Here is a 21851-nt window from a genome sequence, read left to right on the forward strand (position 1 = left end):
CCCCGACCGTGACCCCCGCTCCCCCGGCCCGCGCGGCCGTCGCCGTACTGGGCAGCGCCAACATGGACCTCGTCGCGTACGTCCCCACCGCGCCCCGCCGCGGCGAGACCGTGACCGGCACCGCGTTCCACACCGTGCCCGGCGGCAAGGGCGCCAACCAGGCCGTCGCCGCCGCGCGCGCGGGCGGCGCGGTGACGATGATCGGCGCGGTCGGCGCGGACGCCTTCGGCACCCGGCTGCGTACGGTGCTCACCGACGCGGGCGTCGACACCGACGGGCTGCGCACCACCGGGGGCGCCAGCGGCACCGCGCACATCGTGGTGGACGACGCGGGCGGCAACTCCATCGTCGTCGTCCCCGGCGCCAACGCCGCCGTGGACGCGCTCACCGGCGGCGACGAGGCTCGGATCGCCGCCGCCGGGACGCTCCTCCTCCAGCTGGAGACCCCGCTGCCCGGCGTCCTCGCGGGCGCCCGTACGGCCCGCGCGCACGGGGTACGCGTCGTGCTGACGCCCGCGCCCGCGCGGCCGCTCCCCGACGAACTCCTCGCCGCCACCGACCTGTTGGTGCCCAACGAGCACGAGGCCGCCGCCCTCTCCGGCACCTCCGACCCGGAGCGGGCGGCGGTCGCGCTGCTGTCCGCCGTGCCGGAGGTCGTCGTCACGCTCGGCGCGGCGGGCTGCCTGTACGCGGCGCGCGGCGCCGACCCCGTACGGGTGCCCGCGCCGCGCGTGCGGGCGGCGGACACGACGGCGGCGGGCGACACGTTCGTGGGCGCGCTCGCCGTCGCGCGCGGCGAGGGGCGGCCCATGGCCGCCGCGCTGGCCTGGGCGTCGGCCGCCGCGGCGCTGTCCGTACGGCGGGAGGGGGCGTCGGCGTCGATGCCGTACCGGCGCGAGATCGACGCGTACCTCGACACGTACGCCGCGGACACCGGCACACCCGCTCCCGGCCGCTGACCGCGCCCGACCGCACGTCTCCCGCCCGATCCCGGTACGACCGAGCCAGGAAGAACGAACGCGCTGATGAACGACTCGCACGCCGCACCCGCCGCCCCTGCCCCGGAGCCCGACCCGGCACCGGACCCGGCCGCCGCCGAGCCCGCGCCCGAGCCCGCCGAGCCCGTCGCGCCGCTCCACGGCGTACGCGTCCTCGACCTCGCCACCCTCTTCGCCGGTCCGCTCTCCGCCACCCTCCTCGGTGACTTCGGCGCCGAGGTGATCAAGGTGGAGCACCCGCACCGGCCCGACCCGTCGCGCGGCCACGGCCCGGCGAAGAACGGCGTCGGACTCTGGTGGAAGCTGCTCGGCCGCAACAAGCGCACCATCACCCTCGACCTGTCCACGCCCGGCGGCCGCGACGTGCTGCTGCGGCTGGCCGCCGACGCGGACGTGATCGTCGAGAACTTCCGCCCCGGCACCCTGGAGAAGTGGGACCTCGGCTGGGAGCAGCTGTCCGCCGTCAACCCGCGGCTGGTGCTGGCGCGCGTCACCGGTTTCGGGCAGGTCGGCCCGTACGCCCGCCGCGCCGGGTTCGGCACGCTGGCCGAGGCGATGAGCGGGTTCGCGGCGGTCACCGGGGAGGCGGACGGGCCGCCGACGCTGCCGCCCTTCGGGCTGGCGGACTCGGTGGCGGCGCTGTCCACGGCGTACGCGGTGATGACGGCGCTGCACGGCCGCGCGCGCACCGGCCGCGGCCAGGTCGTGGACATGGCGATCATCGAGCCGATGCTGACGGTGCTGGGGCCGCAACCCCTCTGGTACGACCAGCTCGGCTACGTCCAGCCCCGTACCGGCAACCGCTCCACCAACAACGCGCCCCGCAACACGTACCGCACCCGGGACGGCCGCTGGCTGGCCGTCTCCACGTCCGCGCAGTCCATCGCGGAACGCGTGATGCGGCTGGTGGGGCGGCCGGAGCTGGTGGACGAGCCGTGGTTCGGCACCGGCGCCGGGCGGGCCCGGCACGCGGACGAGCTGGACGCGGCCGTCGGGGACTGGATCGCGGAGCGCGACAGCGCGGAGGTGATCGCCGCCTTCGAGCGGGCGGAGGCGGCGGTGGCGCCGATCAACGACGTACGGGACGTGCTGGAGGACGAGCAGTACCGCGCGCTCGGCTCGATCACCGAGGTCGAGGACGAGGAGCTGGGCACCATCCGGATGCAGAACGTCCTCTTCCGGCTCTCGGAGACCCCCGGCGCGATCCGCTGGGCGGGTCGCCCGCACGGCGCCGACACGGAGGCGGTCCTCGCCGAACTGGGCATCGGCGCGGAGGAGTTGCGGACGCTGCGGGAGAACGGCGCGCTGTGAACCGGCCCGGCCGCTGACACGGCGGCGCGCGGAACCCGTGGGGTCCCGCGCGCCGTGTGGTCCGGTCGGTCCGTGCCGTCAGAGCTTCTTGGTGGCGCCCCGCCCGGAACCCGTCCCGGCCGGGTCGTCCGCGTCCGGATCTGCGTCCGGATCGGCGTCGGCGTCGGCGTCCTTGCCGGTGGCGGCGTCCCCGTCCGGGACGGCGCCCTTCCCGGCGGCGGGCTCGTCGCCCTGCTCGCCGCCCTCGGCGCCCTCACCGCGGTCCTCGTCACCGTCCTCGCGGTCCCCGGCGCGCTCGGCGCCGTCGGGCGCGTTCGGTTCCACGACCTCCTCGCGGCCGGGCCTGCGCCGCTGGGAGATCACGAAGTAGGCGACGGCGCCCAGGAAGACGACGATCGACGTCCAGTTGTTGAGGCGCATGCCCCAGACCTCGTGCGCGTCGTCGACCCGCATGTACTCGATCCAGAAACGGCCCGTCGTGTAGAGCGCGACGTAGAGCGCGAAGGCCCGCCCGTGGCCGAGCCGGAAGCGCCGGTCGGCCCAGATCACCAGCAGCGCGGCACCGGCGCACCACAGCGACTCGTACAGGAACGTCGGGTGGTACGTCGCCAGGTCCGGCGAGTCGACCGGACGGTTCTCCGGGTCGATCCGCACGGCCCACGGGAGGTCGGTCGCGCGCCCGAACAGCTCCTGGTTGAACCAGTTGCCCCAGCGCCCGATCGCCTGCGCGAAGGCCAGGCCGGGCGCCACGGCGTCCGCGAAGGCGGGCAGCGGGATGCCCCGGCGGCGGCAGCCGATCCACGCGCCGACCGCGCCGAGGGCGACGGCGCCCCAGATGCCGAGGCCGCCGTCCCACACGCGGAAAGCGTCGACCCAGTTGCGGCCGTCGCCGAAGTACAGCTGGTAGTCGGTGATCACGTGGTAGAGGCGTCCGCCGACCAGTCCGAACGGGACGGCCCACACGGCGATGTCCGCGACCGTGTGTTCCTGGCCGCCACGGGCGACCCAGCGCCTCCCGGCGAGCCAGACGGCGAAGAAGACACCGACGATGATGCAGAGCGCATAGCCGCGCAACGGCACCGGTCCGAGATGGATCTCGCCGGCGGAGGGGCTCGGGATGAAGGCAAGGGTGTCCATGGCTTCACCGACGCTACCGTGCCCGGCCCCCGCGTGGGCAATCCGCCCGGCACAACGGCTCCATAACGAGCCGCGCTCCCCCGTCCACCTGCCCGTACGGCCCGGCCGCGCGCCGTCTCCCGTACGCCCGTACGCCTCCGCCCGCGCGCCGTCTCCCGTACGTCCGCGCGCCTACGCCGCCTTGGCCTCGACCAGCTTGGCCAGCTTCTGCGGGGTCAGCGGGTCGCTCTGGTCCGCGTACACGTTCTCGCCGTCCAGCAGCACGGTCGGCGTCGCGTTGTGCCCGGACTTCAGGAAGGCGTTGTTGGACCGCTCCACCCAGGTGCCGTGGCGGCCGTCCTCGACGCACTTCTCGAACGACGGCCCCACGAGCCCGTCGACCTTGCCCGCCAGCTCGACGAGGCGCTCGCCGTCGCCGAAGTCGTCGTCCTGCTCGCCGGGCTGGTTGGCGAACAGCACGTCGTGGTACGGCCGGAACTTGCCCTGGTCGCGTGCGCAGAGCGCCGCGTTGGCGGCGTTGGTGGAGCCGCTGCCGCCCATGTTGTCGTCGATGATCGTGACGATGTGGTACTCGGTCCTCAGCTTCCCGGCCTCCTCCAGCTCGCGGATCGTGCCCCGGAACTGGTTCTCGAACTGGGCGCAGGCCGGGCAGCGGAAGTCCTCGTAGACGGTGAGGGTCGCCGGGGCCGCCGCCGCGCCCTGCGTGACCGGCTTGGCGGAGGTCGTGTCGCCGCTGCCGCCGTCGTCGCCACCGCTGTTGGCGACGACGGCGCCGGTCGCGCCCGCGACGGCGAGCACCCCGACCATCACGCCCGCCACCTTCAGCGCGCGGACGCGCTTGTCCGCGGCCTTCTCGCGCTCCTGCTGCTCCCGCAAGCGCTCACGGGCGCTGCGCTTTCCCTCGCGGTTCTTCTCGCTCATCACAATCTGGGCCAACGAACCGGGCGACGCCCGCGCGTCCACCTCCCCCGGGTTTCCCCCGAAAGGAGGACGCGCCGGGGCGCGCGGTCCGGGGTCCACCCCGAGCCGCGCGCCCCACCCGAACCGGCGGCACCGGCAGCACCAACGACACCAGCAGCACCGGCCGTCAGCCGCGCGTCCGTACCCCCGCGGCCAGTTCGCCCGCCAGTGCCCGTACGTCCGCCAGGCCCGCCGCGAGGTCGTCACCCGCGTCGAGCAGCCGCTTCACGAAGGCCGACCCGACGATCACCCCGTCCGCGAACGCCGCGACCTCCGCCGCCTGCGCGGGCGTCGAGACGCCGAGGCCGACGCACACCGGCAGCGGCGTCGTCGCCTTCGTACGGCGCACCAGCTCCGCCGCCTGCTCGCCGACCGACGCGCGGGTGCCGGTCACGCCCATCAGCGAGGCCGCGTACACGAAGCCGCTGCCCGCCCGCGTGATCTTCGCCAGCCGCTCGTCGCCGCTGGAGGGCGCGACCACGAAGACGGTCGCCAGGCCGTGCCGCTCGGCGGCCTTCCGCCAGCCCTCGGACTCCTCGACGGGCAGGTCCGGGAGGATGCACCCGGCGCCGCCCGCCGCGGCGAGTTCGGCGGCGAAGCGCTCGGGGCCGTAGCGGTCGACCGGGTTCCAGTACGTCATGCACAGCACCGGCGCGCCCGTCGCCGCGTGCGCCTCGCGGACCGTACGGAGCACGCCCGCGATCCGTACGCCGCCGCGCAGCGCGATGTCGTCGGCGGTCTGGATGACGGGTCCGTCCAGCACCGGGTCGCTGTGCGGGAGGCCCACCTCGACGATGTCGCAGCCGCCCTCCAGCAGCGCGACGCACGCCTGGATGCCGCCGTCCACGGTGGGGAAACCGGCCGGGAGGTAGCCCACGAGCGCCGCCCGGTTCTCGGCCGCGGCGGCGGCGAGGGTGGCGGTCAGCAGCTCGACGTTGCCGGTGGCCGCTCCGTCCGCGGGCGGCACCGCCGAGGTGTCCGTCCGCGTGTCCACGGGTCCGCTCACTTGTCCGCCCCCTCGCCCCGGGCGCGGTCGCCGTCCCCGGTGCCGTCCTCGCCGTCGTACAGCCCGAAGTAGCGGGCCGCCGTGTCCATGTCCTTGTCGCCGCGCCCGGAGAGGTTGACCAGCACGACGCCGTCCTTCCCCAGCTCCTTGCCCAGGTCGAGCGCCCCGGCCAGCGCGTGCGCGCTCTCGATGGCCGGGATGATGCCCTCCGTACGGGACAGCAGCCGCAGCGCCCGCATCGCCTGGTCGTCGGTGACGGGCCGGTACTCGCCGCGTCCGGAGTCCTTCAGGTACGCGTGCTCCGGGCCGATGCCCGGGTAGTCCAGGCCCGCCGAGATCGAGTACGGCTCGGTGATCTGTCCCTCGTCGTCCTGGAGCACGTACGACCGTGAGCCGTGCAGCACGCCGGGCTCGCCCGCGGTCAGGGTCGCCGCGTGCTCGCCGGAGTCCACGCCGTGTCCGGCGGCCTCGAAGCCGACCAGCCTCACGTCGGCGTCGGGGATGAAGGCGTGGAACAGGCCGATCGCGTTGGACCCGCCGCCGACGCAGGCGGCCACCGCGTCGGGCAGCCGCCCGACGCGCTCCAGGATCTGACGGCGCGCCTCGACGCCGATGACCCGGTGGAAGTCACGGACGAGGACGGGGAAGGGGTGCGGACCGGCGACGGTGCCGAAGAGGTAGTGGGTGCGGTCGACGTTGGCCACCCAGTCGCGGAACGCCTCGTTGATGGCGTCCTTCAGCGTGCGGCTGCCGGAGGTCACCGGGATCACCTCGGCGCCGAGCATGCGCATGCGCGCGACGTTGAGCGCCTGGCGCTCGGTGTCGACCTCGCCCATGTAGATGGTGCAGTCGAGGCCGAAGTACGCGCAGGCGGTCGCCGTGGCGACGCCGTGCTGGCCCGCGCCGGTCTCCGCGATGACGCGGGTCTTGCCCATGCGCTTGGTGAGGAGAGCCTGGCCGAGCACGTTGTTGATCTTGTGCGAGCCGGTGTGGTTGAGGTCCTCGCGCTTGAGGAACACCCGCGCGCCGCCCGCGTGTTCGGCGAACCGCGCGGCCTCGGTGAGGGGGCTGGGCCGACCGGTGTAGTCGACCAGCAGCTCCTCCAGCTCGGCGGCGAACGCGGGGTCCGCCTTGGCCTTCTCGTACTCGGCGGCCACCTCGTCCACCGCGGCGACGAGCGCCTCGGGGATGAACTTGCCGCCGAAGATCCCGAAGTAGCCCTCGGGGTTGGGCACCTGACCGTCACGGTCGGGAATGAAGAAGCCGGACATCCGACGTACTCCTCGCAGAAATGGACATCAAGGAAGAATGCAGGGGACAGTCTGCGCACGGGTCCGCGCGTACGCCCGTGGGCACGCGCGGAGGCGCGGCGGGACGGGCGGCGGCACGGAGACGTACGGGAACGCGCGCGTACGGGCGCCAGGGGCGGCGTACGGACACGGCGGGGCGCACGGGCTGCCACGGCCCGGATGTGCGCCCGCGAACGACCTGGCCCGCTAAGGCAGTTGCCGCGCGGGCCACCCCTCGGGGGTGCTCGCGACGGTACGGCGCGGCGCGGTCAGGCCGTGGGGCGCCGCCATCGGCGGCCGTTGATCTGACCGGGCTCGCACCCGATGTGGTAGCGCACGCGCCGACCGCGTACCCGGCGGGCGGGCGCGCGGCAGCCGCGCGGGCGGCACCCCCGGCCCAGCGCCGCGTACGGCAGCGGGGGCCGCGCACCGGCGCGTCCGCGCGCGGTGGGCGCGACGGGCACGGAGGTGGCGGCGGGCGCGGCGGTCATGGCGGGGTCAGCTCCGCCCGTGCCGGAGCGCGGGGTGGGCACCGGCCGCGACGAGGTCGGCGACGGCGGCCCGGGGGTCCTTGCCGGTGACGAGGGACTCTCCAACGAGTACGGCGTCGGCACCCTCGTTCGCGTACGCGATCAGGTCGTGCGGGCCCCGTACGCCCGACTCCGCGATCCGCACCACGTGGTCGGGGATCTCGGGGGCGATCCGCTCGAAGTTGCCGCGGTCGACCTCCAGCGTGCGGAGGTTGCGGGCGTTGACGCCGACCAGCTTCGCGCCGGCGGCGAGCGCGCGCTCGACCTCCTCCTCGTCGTGCACCTCGACGAGCGGCGTGAGCCCGATGGACTCGGCCCGCTCGACGAGGGAGACCAGCGCCTCCTGCTCCAGCGCGGCGACGATCAGCAGCACGAGGTCCGCGCCGTACGCGCGCGCCTCCCACAGCTGGTACGCGGTGAAGACGAAGTCCTTGCGCAGCACGGGGATGTCGACGCGGGCGCGGACCGCCTCCAGGTCGGCGAGGGAACCGCCGAAGCGGCGGCCCTCGGTGAGGACGGAGATGACGGAGGCGCCGCCCGCCTCGTAGTCGGCGGCGAGCCCGGCGGGGTCCGCGATCGCGGCGAGCGCGCCCTTGGAGGGGCTGGAGCGCTTCACCTCGCAGATGACCTTGACGCTGTCGCCCTTGAGCGCCGCGACCCCGTCCTTCGCCTGCGGTGCCGCCGCGGCGCGCTGCTTGAGATCGTCGAGGCTGACGCGCGCCTGCCGCTCGGCCAGGTCTTCGCGGACGCCGTCGATGATCTCGTCGAGCACACTCACGCGAGCGGCCCCCTTCATGGCTGAGGGAATGGTCGGTAAAGGCAGTCCGATGGTATCCGCCGAGGAGCGGAGCACCCGCATCCGGTTGCCCCAAATCTCACATTCCGGACAGAACGGCCGGGAGACAGGGGTCAGGTCAGGGGTCCGTCAGGGGGCCAGGCCCGCACCGAACGGCAGGTTCCGCACCACGGTGAACGCGAGCACCAGCCCGCCCAGCACCCAGCCGTGGACCGCGCGCGGCGGTACGGGCAGCAGCGCCACCGCCGACACCACCGGACGCCGCCGCAGCACCTCCCGTACCCAGCACAGCCAGAGCACCGCGAGCGCCGGGAAGGCCACCGCCACCAGCGCGTTGGCGCCCAGCGCGGCGACCGCGTCGCCGTGCGCGACGGCGTGCGCCGCGCGCAGCCCGCCGCAGCCGGGACAGAGGACGCCGGTCAGGCTCAGCAGCGGGCAGGCCGGGTAGTGGCCGGGCTCGTTCGGGTCGACGGCGCCGACGAAGCCCACGGCCGCCACGGTCGCCACCAGCGCCGCGACGGGTGCGGCGAGCCGTACGAGGGGGCCGCGCCCCGGCCCGTACGCGGCACGCGGACCGGCGGGGCGACGCCACCACCCGCGGGCACCGGTCGGATCGCTCACACTCCCCACCTTCCCCGCCGGGCGCCCGCCGGTCCACCCGCGCGCGGTCGGTGACCGCGCGGGCGGGCCGGGACGGCGGTGCGCCGGGACGGCACGGGGGCCTGGCCCGGGGGCCGGGCCGACCTCACCGCCGGGCCGAGGTCAGCGCCGCGTCCCCGGTCGGGACCGCGCCCCGGTCAGGACTGCGCCGACGCCGTGGCCGGTTCCTGGCCCGCGGCCGCCTGCGGCGTCCCCTGCTCCCGCTTCTGCGGGACCGGCGCCTGCCGCTGCGGCTTCTGGCCCATACCGGCCGCGCGCATGGCCATACCCACCACGCCGCCGAGAAGGGCCACGGCGCCTCCGGCCGCGACGCCGACCGGCTCGGCCATCACCGTGTAGACCCCGCCGACGCAGAAGCCGAGGAAGGTGATGGTGACGCCGGTCCAGGCCGCCGGCGTGTGTCCGTGGTTGTTGCCCGCCATTGACTGCTCCTCATCGATGAACTGGGCGGACCTACGGAGCCCGCCCGCGCCATTCTCCCCCGCGCGCGGGGCCACCCGCCTCAGGGGGTGCCGTACGTGGGGTCCTCACCGCGGTCGAGCGCCTTCCACAGGTCCTCCGGCCGCTCGTCCGGGTCGGACGGCGGCGTCTTCCCGTCGCCCGCCGGACCCGCGCTCGCGGACCGCCCCGACCCCGCGGGCCGCCCGTCCGCGTCCGTCCGCCGTTCCGCCCGGGGCCCGCGGCCGGGGCGGCGGACGGTGCGCTCGTACCGGCCGCTGCCCGCCATCGACGGCCACGACCGCCCGTACACCAGCGCCAGCACGCCCGCGGCGAGCAGCAGCACGCCGCCCGCGGCCGAGACGTACGGCCAGGCGCTGTGCGTCACGTCGCCGATGCCGCTGCTCGCCAGCCCGCTGGCCTGCGCGGCCTTGTCCTTCAGCGCCGCGGTGTCGCGCGCGCCGAGGACGGCGGTCGCCACCGTCCCGGCGCCGCAGAGGGCCAGCAGCGCGGCGACACCGAACCGTACGGCCCGGCGCACCGCGAACACGGCGACCAGCGCGGCCAGCCCCACCAGGGCGAGCGCGCTGGGGAGTCCGCTGATGTCGTTGCCGTCGGCCTCCAGCGGGAGGGTCCCGTCGGCGAACGACGCGCTGCTCTCGCTCCACACCTGCCCGGCGGCCACCAGCACCAGGGCGGCGCCCAGCGCCCCGCACGGCAGCGCGGCCGCGAGCGCGCGGCGGGGCGCCCGGGTGGTGGCCCGGGTGGCGGCGGGGGGTTCGGAAGTCACGCCTCCACGCTACCGCCGAGCCGTCCGGCGGTGTCGACCGCCCTCAGCACGGCGGCGGCCTTGTTCCGGCACTCGATGTCCTCGGAGGCGGGGTCGGAGTCGGCGACCACACCGGCCCCGGCCTGCACGTACGCGGTGCCGCCGCGCAGCAGCGCCGTACGGATCGCGATGGCCGTGTCGGAGTCGCCCGCGAAGTCGAGGTAGCCGACGCAGCCGCCGTAGACGCCGCGCCGGGTGGGCTCCAGCTCCTCGATGATCTGGAGGGCGCGCGGCTTGGGCGCCCCCGAGAGGGTGCCCGCGGGGAAGCAGGCGGTGAGCGCGTCGAAGGCCGTACGGCCCTCCGCGAGGCGGCCGGTGACGGTGGACACGAGGTGCATGACGTGGCTGTAGCGCTCGACGGACATGAAGTCGACGACCTCGACGCTGCCGGGCGCGCACACCCGCCCCAGGTCGTTCCGGCCGAGGTCGACGAGCATCAGGTGCTCGGCGCGCTCCTTGGGGTCGGCCAGCATCTCGTCCGCGAGCGCCGCGTCCCGCTGCGGGGTGTCGCCGCGGGGCCGGGTGCCCGCGATGGGGTGCAGCAGGGCGTGCCCGTCCTCGACCTTGATCAGCGCCTCGGGGCTCGAACCGACCACGTCGAAGCCGCCGTCGTCGTCCTCGAAGCGGAACAGGTACATGTACGGGCTGGGGTTGGTGGCCCGCAGCACCCGGTACACGTCCAACACCCCCGCCGCGCACGGCGTCTCGAACCGCTGCGAGGGCACGACCTGGAACGCCTCGCCCGCCCGGATGCGTTCCTTGATGTCCTCGACCACCGCCCGGTACGGGGCGCCGCCGGTCCGCGCCGTGTACTCCGGCAGCCGGGACGGCGGCAGCGGCGTCGTGCCCGTGGGCACGGGACGCGCGAGGTCGGCGGTCATCGCGTCGAGGCGGGCCACGGCGTCGCGGTGGGCGTCGTCGACGCCGGTGTCGAGGTCGTTGTGGTTGATGGCGTTGGCGATGAGCAGCACCGTGCCGTCGCGGTGGTCGAGCACGGCGAGGTCGGACGCGAGCAGCATCGTCAGCTCGGGCACGCGCAGGTCGTCGACCGTGCTGTCGTCGAGCTTCTCCAGGCGGCGTACAACGTCGTAGCCGAGGTAGCCCACCATGCCGCCGGTGAACGGCGGGAGTTCACCGGCCTCGTGGAGGTCGCGCGGGGTGTGCAGGGCCTCGACGGTCTCGCGGAGCGCGTGCAGCGGGTCGCCGTCGGTGGGAACCCCGACGGGCGGGGTGCCGAGCCAGTGCGCCCGCCCGTCGCGGACGGTGAGGGCGGCGGAGCTGCGGACGCCGACGAAGGAGTAGCGGGACCACGTACGGCCGTTCTCCGCCGACTCCAGCAGGAACGTGCCCGGCCGCTCCCCCGCCAGCTTGCGGTAGAGCCCGACGGGGGTGTCCCCGTCCGCCAGCAGGCGCCGGGTGACCGGGATGACCCGGCGGTCCTTCGCGAGCGTACGGAAGGTGGCGAGGTCCGGTGTCGTCATGGCGCCTGTCTCCGGGGAGGTGGTGTGGTTCGGGGGAGGTCGAGGGGCGGGTGCGTCGCCGCGCGAACGGCCGGGCGGGGGGCGGGGGTTGCGGCCGTACGGGCCGCGGCCGGTCCGGTGCGGGGCCGGTCGGTTCGGCGGGGTCCGGGTGCGCGGTCCGGTGCGGGGTCAGTCGCCGGAGGCGAGCAGCCCGGCGTCGAAGCAGGTCCGGTCGCCGGTGTGGCAGGCGGCGCCGACCTGGTCGACCTTGACGAGGACGGTGTCGCCGTCGCAGTCGAGGGCGACGGACTTGACCCACTGGAAGTGGCCGGAGGTGTCGCCCTTCACCCAGTACTCGCCCCGGCTGCGCGACCAGTACGTGCAGCGGCCGGTGGTGAGCGTACGGTGCAGTGCCTCGTCGTCCATCCAGCCGAGCATCAGCACCTCGCCGGTGTCGTACTGCTGGGCGACGGCCGCGACGAGTCCGTCGGCGTTCCGCTTGAGCCGCCCGGCGACCGCCGGGTCGAGGGAGCCGGGGCCGTCGGAGGGGGTACGGGATGTGGCAGAGGACATGCGGCCATTCTGCCGTCCGACGGGCCGCCGGACGCACCCGCGTGGGACGTCGGGTAACGGAAGGGCGTACTCCGGGCGGCCGGGGGTAACAGCATGGTCCCGACAAGGGCTTTTCCCGTCCCTCGGCGACCGCATGTCAGTGCGATGGTGCATCCTTTCGGCATGAGCTTCCCTCCGCCGCCGCAAGACCCGTACGGCTCCGGCGCTCCCGGCTCGGGCGGCGGTTTCGGCCCGCCTCAGGGCTTCGGCCCGCCGGAACAGCCGGGCCCCTCCCAGGGTTACGGATACCCGGGCCCCCAGTCCGGTGGGTACGGCCCGCCGCCCGGCGGTCCCGGCCAGCCGCCCTACGGCACGCCGCCCCCGCCGCCCGGCGGGGGGAACAACGGCGGCAAGGTCGCCGCGATCCTCATCGGCGCCGTGCTGGTGGTGGGCCTGGTCGTGGGCGGCGTCATCCTGATGAACGGCGACGACGACGGCGACTCGGACAGCGCCAAGGCGACGAACACGCCGAGCGCCGGTGACACGCCGAGCAGTTCGGGTCTGCCGACGGACATCCCGACCGGCATACCCACCGACATCCCCAGCCCCAGCCTGCCCACGACGGGCGCCGACCCGACGACCGGGGACCTGGTGCCGTTCGTCGTCCTGGACCCGGGCCAGTGCTTCGACCACCCGGCGCTCAGCAGCGCCGTGACGGAGGTCGAGACCCGCTCGTGCAACGGGCCGCACAACGGCGAGGTGATCGCCAACGACAAGCTGACGGGCACCTTCTCCTCCGAGACGGAGCTCCAGAGCAAGGTCCTGGAGCTGTGCAAGGCGGACGCCGCCGAGCGGCTCAAGAAGATCCCGCAGGACGGCCGCAACTACTACTTCTACGCGATCTACCCGTCGTTGGAGACGTACCGCATCCGGGGCCAGGACACCATCTCCTGCTCCCTCACCCTCAGCAACTCCCTCAACGGCACGAAGCTCGACAAGCCCCTCCCGGGCTGACGGGCCCCACCGGCGTACGCTTGCGGCATGTCGACCCATGCCAAACGTGAACGCCTGCTCCTCGCCGACCTGCTGGAGTCCGCCGGGCCCGACGCCCCCACGCTGTGCGAGGGTTGGCGGACCCGCGACCTCGCCGCGCACGTCGTGGTGCGCGAGCGCCGCAGCGACGCGGCGGGCGGTCTCCTGCTCAAGCCGCTGGCCGCGCGACTGGAGCGGGTGCAGGGCGAGTTCGCCGCGAAGCCGTACGAGGAGCTGATCCACCTGCTGCGCACGGGGCCGCCGCGCATGTCCCCGTTCGCGCTGAAGCAGGTGGACGAGGCGGCGAACACGGTGGAGTTCTACCTGCACGCCGAGGACGTACGACGCGCCGGGGGCGACGGGATGCCGCGCGAGCTGGACCCGGTCTTCGCGGACGTGCTGTGGCGGCGGCTGGAGACGGCCGCGAAGCTGTACGGCCGCAAGTGCCCCGTCGGGCTCGTGCTGCGCCGCCCCAACGGGCAGACGACGGTGGCCCGCAAGGGCACGCCGGTCGTCACGGCCACCGGTGAGCCGTCCGAGCTGCTGATGTTCGTCACGGGTCGGCAGGACTCGGCCCGGGTGGAGCTGGACGGCGAGAAGGAAGCGGTGGCCCGCGCGCAGGAGGCGGGACTCGGTCTCTGACCCTCATCGGCACCCGTGACGGCGCCCCCGGAGCCTCGGCTCCGGGGGCGCCGTGCTGCCGTACGACCGCACCGCCCCGCCCCGCCCCGCGCCGTACGGCGTCAGTCCGCGAGGACGCGCGACGCGATCCGGGCGCCGGGGGACGCCTCCGCCAGGTACGCGGTCAACTCCTCGCCCGCCGCCGCGAGTTCGCCGTCCGTCAGCGGGCCGAGCGCGTCGCACACGAACAGGGCGCGCGTGGTGTCGTACGTGAGGCGGGTGCGTACGCACTGCCGCCAGTTCCAGCGGCGGCACGTGACGCCCGCGTCGTCGCGCCACACCACCTCACCGGGGCGCGGGTGCTCCACGGCCGGTTCGCCGCCGGTGGTGACCTCGAACGGCTCGTCGCCCTCGGCCCGTACGAGCCGGGCCGGGCCGCGGTAGTGGTCGAGGTCCTCGCCGCCCAGCGGCAGGGCGTGGGTGATCGACACCGCGTTGTAGAGGTCCGTGAGCCGGTCCACGCGGGGCAGCCCGGCGTCCAGACGGCGCAGCAGCGCCTCCGCGCTCGGGCGCGTGCGCTGGGGCTTCGCGCCGAAGGCGCGGAACGCCTCGCGCCACGCGGCGAGATGCGGGTGCTCCTCCGGGGGCGCGTCCGCGAACCGCGCGCGGGCCCGTTCCTCCGCGGCGGCGAGCACCCGTTCGCTGAGGTCGTCGCTGGGGCCCGGGGTCAGGCCGTCGGCGACGACGAGCAACGCGCGGTAGTCCGGGCGCAGTTCGCGTACGGCGGGATCGATGGCGGCGGTGTCCAGCCAGTGGTCGGCGTCGAAGGGCACGGGCTTCCTCAGGTCGCTGTGATGAACTGCCAGGTCCACCCTAGTGCACCACAGACCCCCGTCCAGCTGCCCGCGCGGTCACCCTCCGGTCACGCGTCCGCGTCCGCCCGGCGGTTGTTGCGGTCGACCTCCGGCATGTGCGTCTCCGCCCAGTCCCGGAGCGCGGCGAGCGGGCCGTCCAGCGACAGCCCCAGGTCGGTGAGCCGGTAGTGCACGCCCGGCGGCACGGTCGGTTCGACGCGGCGGGCCACCAGCCCGTCCCGTACGAGCGCGCGCAGCGTCACCGACAGCATCTTCTGCGAGACGCCCGGCATCCGGCGGCGCAGCTCCGCGAACCGGACCTCCCCCGGCGCCGCCTCGGCCAGCACCTTGATCGCCATCGACGTCCACTTGGTGCCGACGCGGTCCAGCAACTGCCGCGTGGGACAACGCGGATCGAACAGGTCGCCGCGCCCGGCCGGTACGTCCGTGGTCACCCGCAGCTCACCACCTGAGGGGAAAGTGCCGTCTTGGGCCGCCCACGCTAGCCGCCTAGCGTGCTCTTGTCACCATTGGTTACCGCCCACCACCTGGAGCTTCCCATGCCCGAACTCCCGCACGCCGTACGCCCGGAGCTGCGTTCCGTCACCCTCCCCGACGGCGTACGGCTGAACGTCGCCGTGACCGGCTCCGGCCCCGCCGTACTGCTGCTGCACGGCTTCCCGCACACCTGGGAGCTGTGGACGGACGTGATCGCGGGGCTCGCGGACCGCCACCGGGTGATCGCCCCGGACCTGCGCGGGTTCGGCGCGAGCGACCGGGCCGCGGACGGCTACGACGCGGAGACGCTCGCCGGGGACGCGGCGGCGCTGCTCGCGGCGCTGGACGTACGGTCGGCCGCCGTCGTCGGCATCGACGCGGGCACGCCGCCCGCGTTCCTGCTCGCGCTGCGCCGCCCGGGGCTCGTACGGCGGCTCGTCGTCATGGAGTCCCTGCTCGGCGGGCTCCCCGGCGCGGAGGACTTCCTCGCGGACGGGCCGCCGTGGTGGTTCGGCTTCCACGCCGTGCCGGGACTGGCCGAGACGGTGCTGGAGGGGCACGAGGCGGAGTACGTCGACTGGTTCCTGCGCGCGGGCACGCTCGGCGAGGGGGTGCGCCCGGAGCTGCGGGACGCGTTCGTCCGCGCGTACACCGGGCGGGAGGCGCTGCGGTGCGCCTTCTCGTACTACCGGGCGCTGCCCACGAGCGCCGCCCAGCTCGCGCGGGCCACGGCGGGCGCGCGGCTGACCGTGCCGACCCTGGCGGTGGGCGCCCGGCCCGTCGGCCCGGCCCTTGAGCGGCAGCTCCGGCCGCTCGCGGACGACCTGACGGGGCACGTCCTCGAGGACTGCGGGCACATCGTGCCGCTGCACCGCCCGCACCAACTGCTGGCCCTGCTCCGCCCGTTCCTGTCCACCACCCCGGAGTGACCCGTACGGGCGCCGGGGTCGCGGCCGTGGGGCTACGCCTTCCAGTCCCGCAGCCGCCGCGCGACGTCCCCGAGGTCCAGCCGCTCCCCCCGGATGTCCCGCACCAGCTGGACCATCCCACCGGGCGGGGGCCGCAGCGGCGCACCCGCGAGCCCGCAGTACGCCCACGCACAGGTGGCCCCGATGATGCCGTTGTAGTCCTTGAAGGGCCGCAACCGCACGATCGTCTCCAGCAGCACGGCCGCACGGGTCGGCGTCTCCTCGTAGTACGTCTCACCGGCGAACCGCTCGAACCTGTGGCGCTCCACCGCGGCGTGCAGCGCACCCCAGTCCCGCAGCGACGGGTCCTCGGGGACATGCGTCGCCTGGATCTCCAGAACCCAGCCCGCGTCGATGTATAAGGTCACCGGTCGCCTTCCTCGAACGCGTCCAGGAACTCCGGCGCCAGCACGCCGAACTTCTCGCTGGCCTCCGCGGTGAAGTGCTTCCGCTGCCGTCTGCGCACCACGTCCTCGGTCAGGATGTCGTGCGCCAGCCGTTTGATCGCCAGGCCCTGCTCCTTCGCCTCGGCACGCAGCTCGGCCAGCTCTTCCTCGGTGAACTCGATCGTGATTCCAGGCATGCGATCAGACTAGACACACCGCAACCCGAATCGCTACCAGGTTCACTACCAAGGGTGATCCACGGCCCGGCGTTGACGCCCGCCGCCCCCTCAGTCGCGCCCCACCCGCTCCTCCAGGATGCGTTGCAGCTCGCGGGCCGCGCGGGTCGGGGAGACGTCGCCGCGGTGCGCGACCGAGATGGTGCGGTGCAGGCCGGGCGCGGTGAACGGGGTGGTGCGCAGGCCCGAGCGGGCCCCGACCATGCCGGGGACGACGGCCACGCCGAGCCCGGCCCGTACGAAGCCCAGCACCGCGTCCATCTCGCCGCCCTCGACGCCCAGCACCGGTTCGAACCCGGCGGCGCGGCAGGCCGCCAGCGTGAGGTCCCGCAGGTCGTAGCCGCGCCGGAACATCGCCAGCGGCCGGTCGCGCAGGTCCTCGATACGGATACGGGATCGGCGTACGGGCGGGGGCGCGTCCGGCGCGGAGACCACCACCAGCTCCTCCCGGAGCAGCTCCGCCGTGGTGAGCGCGGGGGCGTGTCCGAGGAGCGGGGTGATGATCAGCGCGAGGTCCAACTCACCGGCGGCGAGCACCCGTACGAGGTCCTGGGAGCCGTCCTCGTGGACGACGAGTTCGACGCCCGGGTAGCTGTCGTGGAACGCCCGCAGCACCCCCGGCACGATGCTCGCGCACAGGCTGGGCGGCGCCCCGAGGCGGACCCGCCCGCGGCGGAGCTGGGCGGCCTCCTGGACCTCGCGACGGGCGGTCTCGGTGTCGGCGAGGATGCGGCGGGCGAGCGGCAGCAGGGCCTCACCCGCGTCGGTGAGGGAGATGTGGCCGCGGGCGCGGTGGAAGAGTTCGGCGCCCAACTCCCGTTCCAGGGCGCGGATCTGCTGCGACAGGGACGGCTGGGCGACGTGTTCGCGTCGGGCGGCGCGGGTGAAGTGGCGGGTGTCGGCTACGGCGGCGAAGTAGCGGAGCTGCTGGAGCTGCATACGGCGAGGGTAGGCGCCGTGGATAGTCACTGCCTATCGAAAGCAGCGGAACCATGTCTTGGACTGATGCCCCGGCCGCTCTCTACCGTCGGCTCCATGGCACTGGTGACGCGGACGCGGACGCGCTCGGACGGGCGCGGGAGCAGGGCGGCGGGCGGCTCGGCGGACGGCCCCGGGAGCGGCGGCCCGGGGGACGGCGCCGCGAGCGGGGCGGCGGCACGGCGGACGCCCGTACGGGGAGCGGCGCGGCAGCCGTCCCTGGTGACGCTCGTGTGGCGGTCGACCGTCGGCAAGAAGGCGGTGATGGCGGTCACCGGCCTGATCATGCTGGCGTACCTGGTCGGGCATCTGCTGGGGAACCTCAAGGTGTTCTTCGGCCCGGACGACATGAACGGCTACGCGCACTGGCTGCGCACCATCGGCGAACCCGTCCTGCACCACGGCTGGTTCATCTGGCTGGCCCGCGTCGTCCTGCTGGCCGCCGTCGTGCTGCACGGCGTCTCCGCGTACCAGCTGAGCCGCCGGGGCGGGGCCGCGCGGCCCGTGGCGTACGCGCATCCGCGGCGGCCCCGCAACCACCGCGGCGACTACGCGACGCGCACGATGCGCTGGGGCGGCGTGATCCTCGCGCTGTTCCTCGTGTGGCACCTGCTCGACCTGACCACCGGCACGGTCAACCCCCGGGGCGAGGAGGGCCACCCGTACGAGAACATCGTGGCGACCTTCGGCACCTGGTACGGCAACACCGTCTACATCGTGGCGATGCTCGCCCTCGGACTGCACGTCCGGCACGGCTTCTGGAGCGCCGCCCAGACCCTCGGCGTGAACAGCGCGCGGCTCGACCGGGGGCTGAAGCTCACCGCGAACGGGCTGGCCCTGGTGCTGACCGCCGGATTCGTCTCCATCCCCCTGGCCGTGATGACGGGAGTCGTGAGCTGACCATGGCCGACGCACACAGCACCACAGCGGCGGACGGGCCCCGGGAAACCGGGGCGGCCGCCCCGTACACCGACTACGCCGTCGGCGCGCCGCTCGTCGACACCAAGGCCCCCGACGGGCCCGTGGCCGACCGCTGGAAGCGCCGCCGCTTCGAGGCGAAGCTGGTCAACCCGGCGAACCGGCGCAAGCACACCGTCATCGTCGTCGGCACCGGCCTGGCCGGGGGCGCGGCGGGCGCCTCGCTGGCCGAACAGGGCTACCGCGTCGTGCAGTTCTGCTACCAGGACTCCCCCCGGCGCGCCCACTCCATCGCCGCGCAGGGCGGCATCAACGCGGCGAAGAACTACCGCAACGACGGCGACTCCGTGCACCGCCTCTTCTACGACACCGTCAAGGGCGGCGACTTCCGCTCCCGCGAGTCGAACGTGCACCGCCTCGCGGAGGTGTCGGTGGAGATCATCGACCAGTGCGTCGCGCAGGGCGTGCCGTTCGCGCGGGAGTACGGCGGGCTGCTGGACACGCGGTCGTTCGGCGGCGTGCAGGTCTCCCGTACGTTCTACGCCCGGGGGCAGACGGGGCAGCAGCTGCTGCTCGGCGCGTACCAGGCGCTGTCCCGGCAGATCGCCGCCGGGAGCGTGGAGATGCACCCGCGCACCGAGATGCTGGACCTGGTCGTGGTCGACGGGCGGGCCCGGGGCATCGTGGCGCGGGACCTGGTGACCGGCCGCGTCGACACGTACCTCGCGGACGCCGTGGTGCTCGCCACCGGCGGCTACGGCAACGTCTTCCACCTCTCCACCAACGCCAAGAACTCCAACGCCACCGCCGTCTGGCGGGCCCACCGGCGCGGCGCGCACTTCGCCAACCCGTGCTTCACGCAGATCCATCCGACGTGCATCCCGCGCGCGGGCGACCACCAGTCGAAGCTGACGCTGATGAGCGAGTCGCTGCGGAACGACGGCCGGATCTGGGTGCCGAAGGCGCGCGGCGACGACCGGCCGCCCGCCACGATCCCGGAGGACGAGCGGGACTACTACCTGGAGCGGCAGTACCCCTCGTTCGGCAATCTCGTACCGCGCGACATCGCCTCCCGCGCCGCGAAGAACGTGTGCGACGAGGGCCGTGGCGTCGGTCCCGGCGGGCAGGGTGTGTACCTGGACTTCGCGGACGCGCTCGCCCGGATGGGCCGGGCGGCGGTGGAGGCGCGGTACGGGAACCTCTTCGAGATGTACGAGCGGATCACCGCCGAGAACCCGTACGAGGTCCCCATGCGGATCTACCCGGCGATCCACTACACGATGGGCGGCCTCTGGGTCGACTACGACCTCCAGACCACCGTGCCCGGCCTGTTCGCCGTCGGGGAGGCCAACTTCTCCGACCACGGCGCCAACCGGCTCGGCGCCTCCGCCCTCATGCAGGGCCTGGCCGACGGCTACTTCGTGCTGCCCGCCACCCTCAACGACTACCTCGCCGGGCACTGGCACGACGAGGTCCCCGACCACCATCCGGCCGTCGAGGAGGCGGTCGGCGCGGTCACCGACCGGCTGTACGCCCTGCTGTCCAACGACGGCGACCGCACCCCCGACTCGTTCCACCGCGAGCTGGGCGAGGTGATGTGGGACGAGTGCGGCATGTCCCGTACGGAGCCGGGGCTGCGCAAGGCGCTGGACCGGATCCCGGCGCTCCGCGAGGAGTTCTGGCGGCGCGTCCGCGTGCCCGGCAGCGGCGAGGCACTCAACCAGTCGCTGGAGAAGGCCAACCGGGTCGCGGACCACCTGGAGCTGGCCGAGCTGATGTGCCTGGACGCCCTGCACCGCACCGAGTCGTGCGGCGGCCACTTCCGCGAGGAGAGCCGTACGGCGGACGGCGAGGCGGCACGGGACGACGAGGCGTTCTCGTACGTCGCCGCCTGGGAGTTCACCGGCACCGGACGCCCGCCGACGCTCCACCGCGAGCAGCTGACCTTCGAGTACGTCCACCCCACCCAGCGGAGCTACACGTGAACCTCCACCTGCGCATCTGGCGCCAGCCCGGCCCGGACGCCGAGGGCGCCATGACCACGTACGAGATGACGGGCGTCAGCCCCGACATGTCGTTCCTGGAGATGCTCGACACCCTGAACGAGGAGCTGGCTGAGCGCGGCGAGGAGCCCGTCGCGTTCGACCACGACTGCCGCGAGGGCATCTGCGGGGCGTGCGGCATGGTCATCAACGGGCAGCCGCACGGGCCGGAACGGACCACCGCGTGCCAGCTGCACATGCGGCACTTCGCGGACGGCGACACGATCGACGTGGAGCCGTGGCGGGCGGCGGCGTTCCCGGTCGTACGGGACCTGGTGGTGGACCGGTCGGCGTTCGACCGGATCATCGGCTCCGGCGGCTACGTGACCGCGCCGACGGGCAGCGCCCCGGAGGCGCACGCGACTCCGGTGCCGAAGGCTGCGGCGGACACCGCGTTCGAGAACGCGGAGTGCATCGGCTGCGGGGCGTGCGTGGCGGCGTGCCCGAACGGGTCGGCGATGCTGTTCACCTCGGCGAAGGTCGTCCACCTCAACTCGCTGCCGCAGGGGGCGCCCGAGCGGGAGACGCGGGTGCTGGACATGGTCGGGCAGATGGACGCGGAGGGCTTCGGCGGCTGCACCAACACCGGCGAGTGCGCGACGGCCTGCCCGAAGGGCATCCCGCTGCCGTCGATCGCGGCGATGAACCGCGAGTACCTGCGGGCGGCGCGGCGTACGGGGCGCTGACGGGAGCATCTAGCATCGCCGTATGGGTTCCGAGGAGCAGGCGCAGGGCGGACGGCCGCAGGACGAACAGGCCCTGCGGGAGGCGGCGGACGCGGGCGACGCCGAGGCGATGCACGGACTGGCGCGGCGGCTGATGGAACGGCGCGAGACGTACGTCGAGGCCGAGGTGTGGTGCCGGCTCGCCGCCGACCACGGGCACGTCGAGGCGATGCACGGGTTGGCGCAGATCCTGCACGCGCGGGGTGAACTGCCGGGCGCCGAGGAGTGGTTCCGGCGGGCGGCCGACGCGGGGCACGAGGAGGCGCTGCACCGCGTACCGCTGCTGCTCCAGGAACGCGGCGAACGGGCCGAGGCGGAGGGCTGGTTGCGGCGCGCGGCCGAGGACGGGCGGCCCCGGGCGATGTACAACCTCGGGGTGCTGCTGCGGGACGGCGGGCGGGACGACGAGGCGGAGCCGTGGTTCCGGCGGGCGGCGGACGCGGGGCACGTCGACGCGATGTTCAACCTGGGCGCCGGGCTGTTCGAGCGCGGCGACCTGGCGGCGGCGGAGACCTGGCTGGGGCGCGCCGCCGACCACGGCGACGCGGACGCGGCGGCGGGGCTGGCGGTCGTACGACGGGCGCGCGGCGAGGGCTGAGCGCGGGCGCGGGGGCGCGTACGGGCGAT

The 21851-nt window shown here is 74.5% G+C and carries 25 protein-coding genes; 9 read left to right on the forward strand and 16 right to left on the reverse strand.

What is annotated here, in order from left to right:
* Nucleotides 1-8: 8 nt before the first annotated feature.
* On the forward strand, nucleotides 9-959 hold the full coding sequence (gene rbsK / locus D7M15_RS04935) for a ribokinase (protein WP_276314426.1): 951 nt from the start codon (nucleotides 9-11) through the stop codon (nucleotides 957-959).
* A 66-nt stretch (nucleotides 960-1025) separates the two neighbouring features.
* Entirely contained in the window at nucleotides 1026-2309 is a 1284-nt protein-coding gene (locus D7M15_RS04940) for a CoA transferase (RefSeq protein ID WP_121516365.1), read from the forward strand.
* A 78-nt stretch (nucleotides 2310-2387) separates the two neighbouring features.
* On the opposite strand, the gene lgt is transcribed toward D7M15_RS04940, so the two are convergent.
* The 11 genes from lgt to hisI all read right to left on the reverse strand — a co-directional run bounded on the left by lgt (nucleotide 2388) and on the right by hisI (nucleotide 11987).
* On the reverse strand, nucleotides 2388-3446 hold the full coding sequence (lgt, locus tag D7M15_RS04945) for a prolipoprotein diacylglyceryl transferase (RefSeq protein WP_121516366.1): 1059 nt from the start codon (nucleotides 3444-3446) through the stop codon (nucleotides 2388-2390).
* Nucleotides 3447-3617: 171 nt separating this feature from the next.
* The gene (locus tag D7M15_RS04950) at nucleotides 3618-4367 is read right to left on the reverse strand and encodes a thioredoxin domain-containing protein (RefSeq protein WP_121516367.1); all 750 of its coding nucleotides are present in this window, start codon (nucleotides 4365-4367) and stop codon (nucleotides 3618-3620) included.
* 166 nt (nucleotides 4368-4533) lie between these two features.
* A complete protein-coding gene (gene trpA / locus D7M15_RS04955; protein WP_121520230.1) occupies nucleotides 4534-5373 on the reverse strand; it encodes a tryptophan synthase subunit alpha in 840 nt (279 codons plus the stop codon).
* Nucleotides 5374-5408: 35 nt separating this feature from the next.
* Nucleotides 5409-6683: a tryptophan synthase subunit beta gene (gene trpB, locus D7M15_RS04960; RefSeq protein WP_121516368.1), complete on the reverse strand. Its 1275-nt coding sequence runs from the start codon at nucleotides 6681-6683 to the stop codon at nucleotides 5409-5411.
* A 287-nt stretch (nucleotides 6684-6970) separates the two neighbouring features.
* Complete coding sequence (locus tag D7M15_RS04965) at nucleotides 6971-7192, reverse strand: hypothetical protein (protein WP_121516369.1); 222 nt, start codon at nucleotides 7190-7192, stop codon at nucleotides 6971-6973.
* A 7-nt stretch (nucleotides 7193-7199) separates the two neighbouring features.
* Nucleotides 7200-8009, reverse strand: coding sequence for an indole-3-glycerol phosphate synthase TrpC (trpC, locus tag D7M15_RS04970; RefSeq protein WP_206337323.1), 810 nt, complete (start codon nucleotides 8007-8009; stop codon nucleotides 7200-7202).
* 147 nt (nucleotides 8010-8156) lie between these two features.
* The gene (locus D7M15_RS04975) at nucleotides 8157-8537 is read right to left on the reverse strand and encodes a DUF2752 domain-containing protein (protein WP_240649580.1); all 381 of its coding nucleotides are present in this window, start codon (nucleotides 8535-8537) and stop codon (nucleotides 8157-8159) included.
* A gap of 287 nt (nucleotides 8538-8824) precedes the next feature.
* Nucleotides 8825-9109 (reverse strand): HGxxPAAW family protein, encoded by a 285-nt coding sequence (locus tag D7M15_RS04980; protein ID WP_121516372.1) that lies wholly within the window; start codon nucleotides 9107-9109, stop codon nucleotides 8825-8827.
* Nucleotides 9110-9189: 80 nt separating this feature from the next.
* A complete protein-coding gene (locus tag D7M15_RS04985) occupies nucleotides 9190-9915 on the reverse strand; it encodes a TIGR02234 family membrane protein (protein ID WP_121516373.1) in 726 nt (241 codons plus the stop codon).
* On the reverse strand, nucleotides 9912-11435 hold the full coding sequence (locus D7M15_RS04990) for an anthranilate synthase component I (protein WP_121516374.1): 1524 nt from the start codon (nucleotides 11433-11435) through the stop codon (nucleotides 9912-9914). The genes D7M15_RS04985 and D7M15_RS04990 overlap by 4 nt, the downstream gene beginning before the upstream one ends.
* A gap of 168 nt (nucleotides 11436-11603) precedes the next feature.
* Nucleotides 11604-11987 (reverse strand): phosphoribosyl-AMP cyclohydrolase, encoded by a 384-nt coding sequence (hisI, locus tag D7M15_RS04995; RefSeq protein WP_121516375.1) that lies wholly within the window; start codon nucleotides 11985-11987, stop codon nucleotides 11604-11606.
* Between the two features lie 162 nt (nucleotides 11988-12149).
* Between hisI and D7M15_RS05000 the strand changes: the two genes are divergently transcribed.
* Entirely contained in the window at nucleotides 12150-12980 is an 831-nt protein-coding gene (locus D7M15_RS05000; protein ID WP_121516376.1) for a hypothetical protein, read from the forward strand.
* 27 nt (nucleotides 12981-13007) lie between these two features.
* Nucleotides 13008-13640 (forward strand): TIGR03085 family metal-binding protein, encoded by a 633-nt coding sequence (locus D7M15_RS05005; protein ID WP_121516377.1) that lies wholly within the window; start codon nucleotides 13008-13010, stop codon nucleotides 13638-13640.
* A gap of 101 nt (nucleotides 13641-13741) precedes the next feature.
* Here the strand turns inward: D7M15_RS05005 and D7M15_RS05010 are convergent, their stop codons facing one another.
* Together D7M15_RS05010 and D7M15_RS05015 are read right to left on the reverse strand one after the other, a co-directional pair.
* Nucleotides 13742-14452 (reverse strand): phenylalanine--tRNA ligase beta subunit-related protein, encoded by a 711-nt coding sequence (locus D7M15_RS05010; RefSeq protein WP_121516378.1) that lies wholly within the window; start codon nucleotides 14450-14452, stop codon nucleotides 13742-13744.
* An 89-nt stretch (nucleotides 14453-14541) separates the two neighbouring features.
* Nucleotides 14542-14928, reverse strand: coding sequence for a helix-turn-helix domain-containing protein (locus D7M15_RS05015; protein ID WP_121516379.1), 387 nt, complete (start codon nucleotides 14926-14928; stop codon nucleotides 14542-14544).
* A 105-nt stretch (nucleotides 14929-15033) separates the two neighbouring features.
* Here D7M15_RS05015 and D7M15_RS05020 point away from each other — a divergent pair, with 105 nt between their 5' ends.
* Entirely contained in the window at nucleotides 15034-15900 is an 867-nt protein-coding gene (locus tag D7M15_RS05020) for an alpha/beta fold hydrolase (protein WP_121516380.1), read from the forward strand.
* Nucleotides 15901-15932: 32 nt separating this feature from the next.
* Here the strand turns inward: D7M15_RS05020 and D7M15_RS05025 are convergent, their stop codons facing one another.
* The 3 genes from D7M15_RS05025 to D7M15_RS05035 all read right to left on the reverse strand — a co-directional run bounded on the left by D7M15_RS05025 (nucleotide 15933) and on the right by D7M15_RS05035 (nucleotide 17500).
* Nucleotides 15933-16307 (reverse strand): hypothetical protein, encoded by a 375-nt coding sequence (locus tag D7M15_RS05025; protein WP_121516381.1) that lies wholly within the window; start codon nucleotides 16305-16307, stop codon nucleotides 15933-15935.
* Nucleotides 16304-16522: a hypothetical protein gene (locus tag D7M15_RS05030; protein ID WP_121516382.1), complete on the reverse strand. Its 219-nt coding sequence runs from the start codon at nucleotides 16520-16522 to the stop codon at nucleotides 16304-16306. Before D7M15_RS05030 ends, D7M15_RS05025 begins: the two co-directional genes overlap by 4 nt.
* 90 nt (nucleotides 16523-16612) lie before the next feature.
* Nucleotides 16613-17500: a LysR substrate-binding domain-containing protein gene (locus tag D7M15_RS05035; RefSeq protein WP_121516383.1), complete on the reverse strand. Its 888-nt coding sequence runs from the start codon at nucleotides 17498-17500 to the stop codon at nucleotides 16613-16615.
* Nucleotides 17501-17596: 96 nt separating this feature from the next.
* On the opposite strand from D7M15_RS05035, the gene D7M15_RS05040 reads away from it, so the two are divergent.
* From D7M15_RS05040 to D7M15_RS05055, 4 genes are read left to right on the forward strand one after another with little or no spacing between them, the layout of a single operon-like run.
* Nucleotides 17597-18439, forward strand: coding sequence for a succinate dehydrogenase cytochrome b subunit (locus D7M15_RS05040; RefSeq protein WP_121516384.1), 843 nt, complete (start codon nucleotides 17597-17599; stop codon nucleotides 18437-18439).
* A gap of 2 nt (nucleotides 18440-18441) precedes the next feature.
* The gene (locus D7M15_RS05045; RefSeq protein WP_121516385.1) at nucleotides 18442-20442 is read left to right on the forward strand and encodes a fumarate reductase/succinate dehydrogenase flavoprotein subunit; all 2001 of its coding nucleotides are present in this window, start codon (nucleotides 18442-18444) and stop codon (nucleotides 20440-20442) included.
* Nucleotides 20439-21185 carry a succinate dehydrogenase/fumarate reductase iron-sulfur subunit gene (locus D7M15_RS05050; protein WP_121516386.1) on the forward strand — a complete coding sequence of 249 codons (747 nt, stop codon included), beginning with the start codon at nucleotides 20439-20441 and terminating at the stop codon, nucleotides 21183-21185. Before D7M15_RS05045 ends, D7M15_RS05050 begins: the two co-directional genes overlap by 4 nt.
* A gap of 22 nt (nucleotides 21186-21207) precedes the next feature.
* The gene (locus D7M15_RS05055; protein WP_121516387.1) at nucleotides 21208-21822 is read left to right on the forward strand and encodes a tetratricopeptide repeat protein; all 615 of its coding nucleotides are present in this window, start codon (nucleotides 21208-21210) and stop codon (nucleotides 21820-21822) included.
* Nucleotides 21823-21851: the final 29 nt, after the last annotated feature.

The organism is Streptomyces sp. Z26, assembly GCF_003665095.1.
In the GTDB taxonomy this organism is placed as follows: Bacteria; Actinomycetota; Actinomycetes; order Streptomycetales; family Streptomycetaceae; genus Streptomyces; species Streptomyces phytohabitans.

Excerpts from the sequence above, each read along its gene's own strand:
- D7M15_RS05005 (WP_121516377.1), top strand. The coding sequence starts at position 13,008 with ATGTCGACCCATGCCAAACGTGAACGCCTGCTCCTCGCCGACCTGCTG.
- trpB (WP_121516368.1), bottom strand. The coding sequence starts at position 6,683 with ATGTCCGGCTTCTTCATTCCCGACCGTGACGGTCAGGTGCCCAACCCC.
- D7M15_RS05040 (WP_121516384.1), top strand. The coding sequence starts at position 17,597 with ATGGCACTGGTGACGCGGACGCGGACGCGCTCGGACGGGCGCGGGAGC.
- D7M15_RS05035 (WP_121516383.1), bottom strand. The coding sequence starts at position 17,500 with ATGCAGCTCCAGCAGCTCCGCTACTTCGCCGCCGTAGCCGACACCCGC.
- D7M15_RS05030 (WP_121516382.1), bottom strand. The coding sequence starts at position 16,522 with ATGCCTGGAATCACGATCGAGTTCACCGAGGAAGAGCTGGCCGAGCTG.
- D7M15_RS05055 (WP_121516387.1), top strand. The coding sequence starts at position 21,208 with ATGGGTTCCGAGGAGCAGGCGCAGGGCGGACGGCCGCAGGACGAACAG.
- D7M15_RS04950 (WP_121516367.1), bottom strand. The coding sequence starts at position 4,367 with ATGAGCGAGAAGAACCGCGAGGGAAAGCGCAGCGCCCGTGAGCGCTTG.
- D7M15_RS04965 (WP_121516369.1), bottom strand. The coding sequence starts at position 7,192 with ATGACCGCCGCGCCCGCCGCCACCTCCGTGCCCGTCGCGCCCACCGCG.
- D7M15_RS04940 (WP_121516365.1), top strand. The coding sequence starts at position 1,026 with ATGAACGACTCGCACGCCGCACCCGCCGCCCCTGCCCCGGAGCCCGAC.
- D7M15_RS05020 (WP_121516380.1), top strand. The coding sequence starts at position 15,034 with ATGCCCGAACTCCCGCACGCCGTACGCCCGGAGCTGCGTTCCGTCACC.
- D7M15_RS05000 (WP_121516376.1), top strand. The coding sequence starts at position 12,150 with ATGAGCTTCCCTCCGCCGCCGCAAGACCCGTACGGCTCCGGCGCTCCC.
- D7M15_RS05045 (WP_121516385.1), top strand. The coding sequence starts at position 18,442 with ATGGCCGACGCACACAGCACCACAGCGGCGGACGGGCCCCGGGAAACC.
- lgt (WP_121516366.1), bottom strand. The coding sequence starts at position 3,446 with ATGGACACCCTTGCCTTCATCCCGAGCCCCTCCGCCGGCGAGATCCAT.
- D7M15_RS04980 (WP_121516372.1), bottom strand. The coding sequence starts at position 9,109 with ATGGCGGGCAACAACCACGGACACACGCCGGCGGCCTGGACCGGCGTC.
- hisI (WP_121516375.1), bottom strand. The coding sequence starts at position 11,987 with ATGTCCTCTGCCACATCCCGTACCCCCTCCGACGGCCCCGGCTCCCTC.
- D7M15_RS04990 (WP_121516374.1), bottom strand. The coding sequence starts at position 11,435 with ATGACGACACCGGACCTCGCCACCTTCCGTACGCTCGCGAAGGACCGC.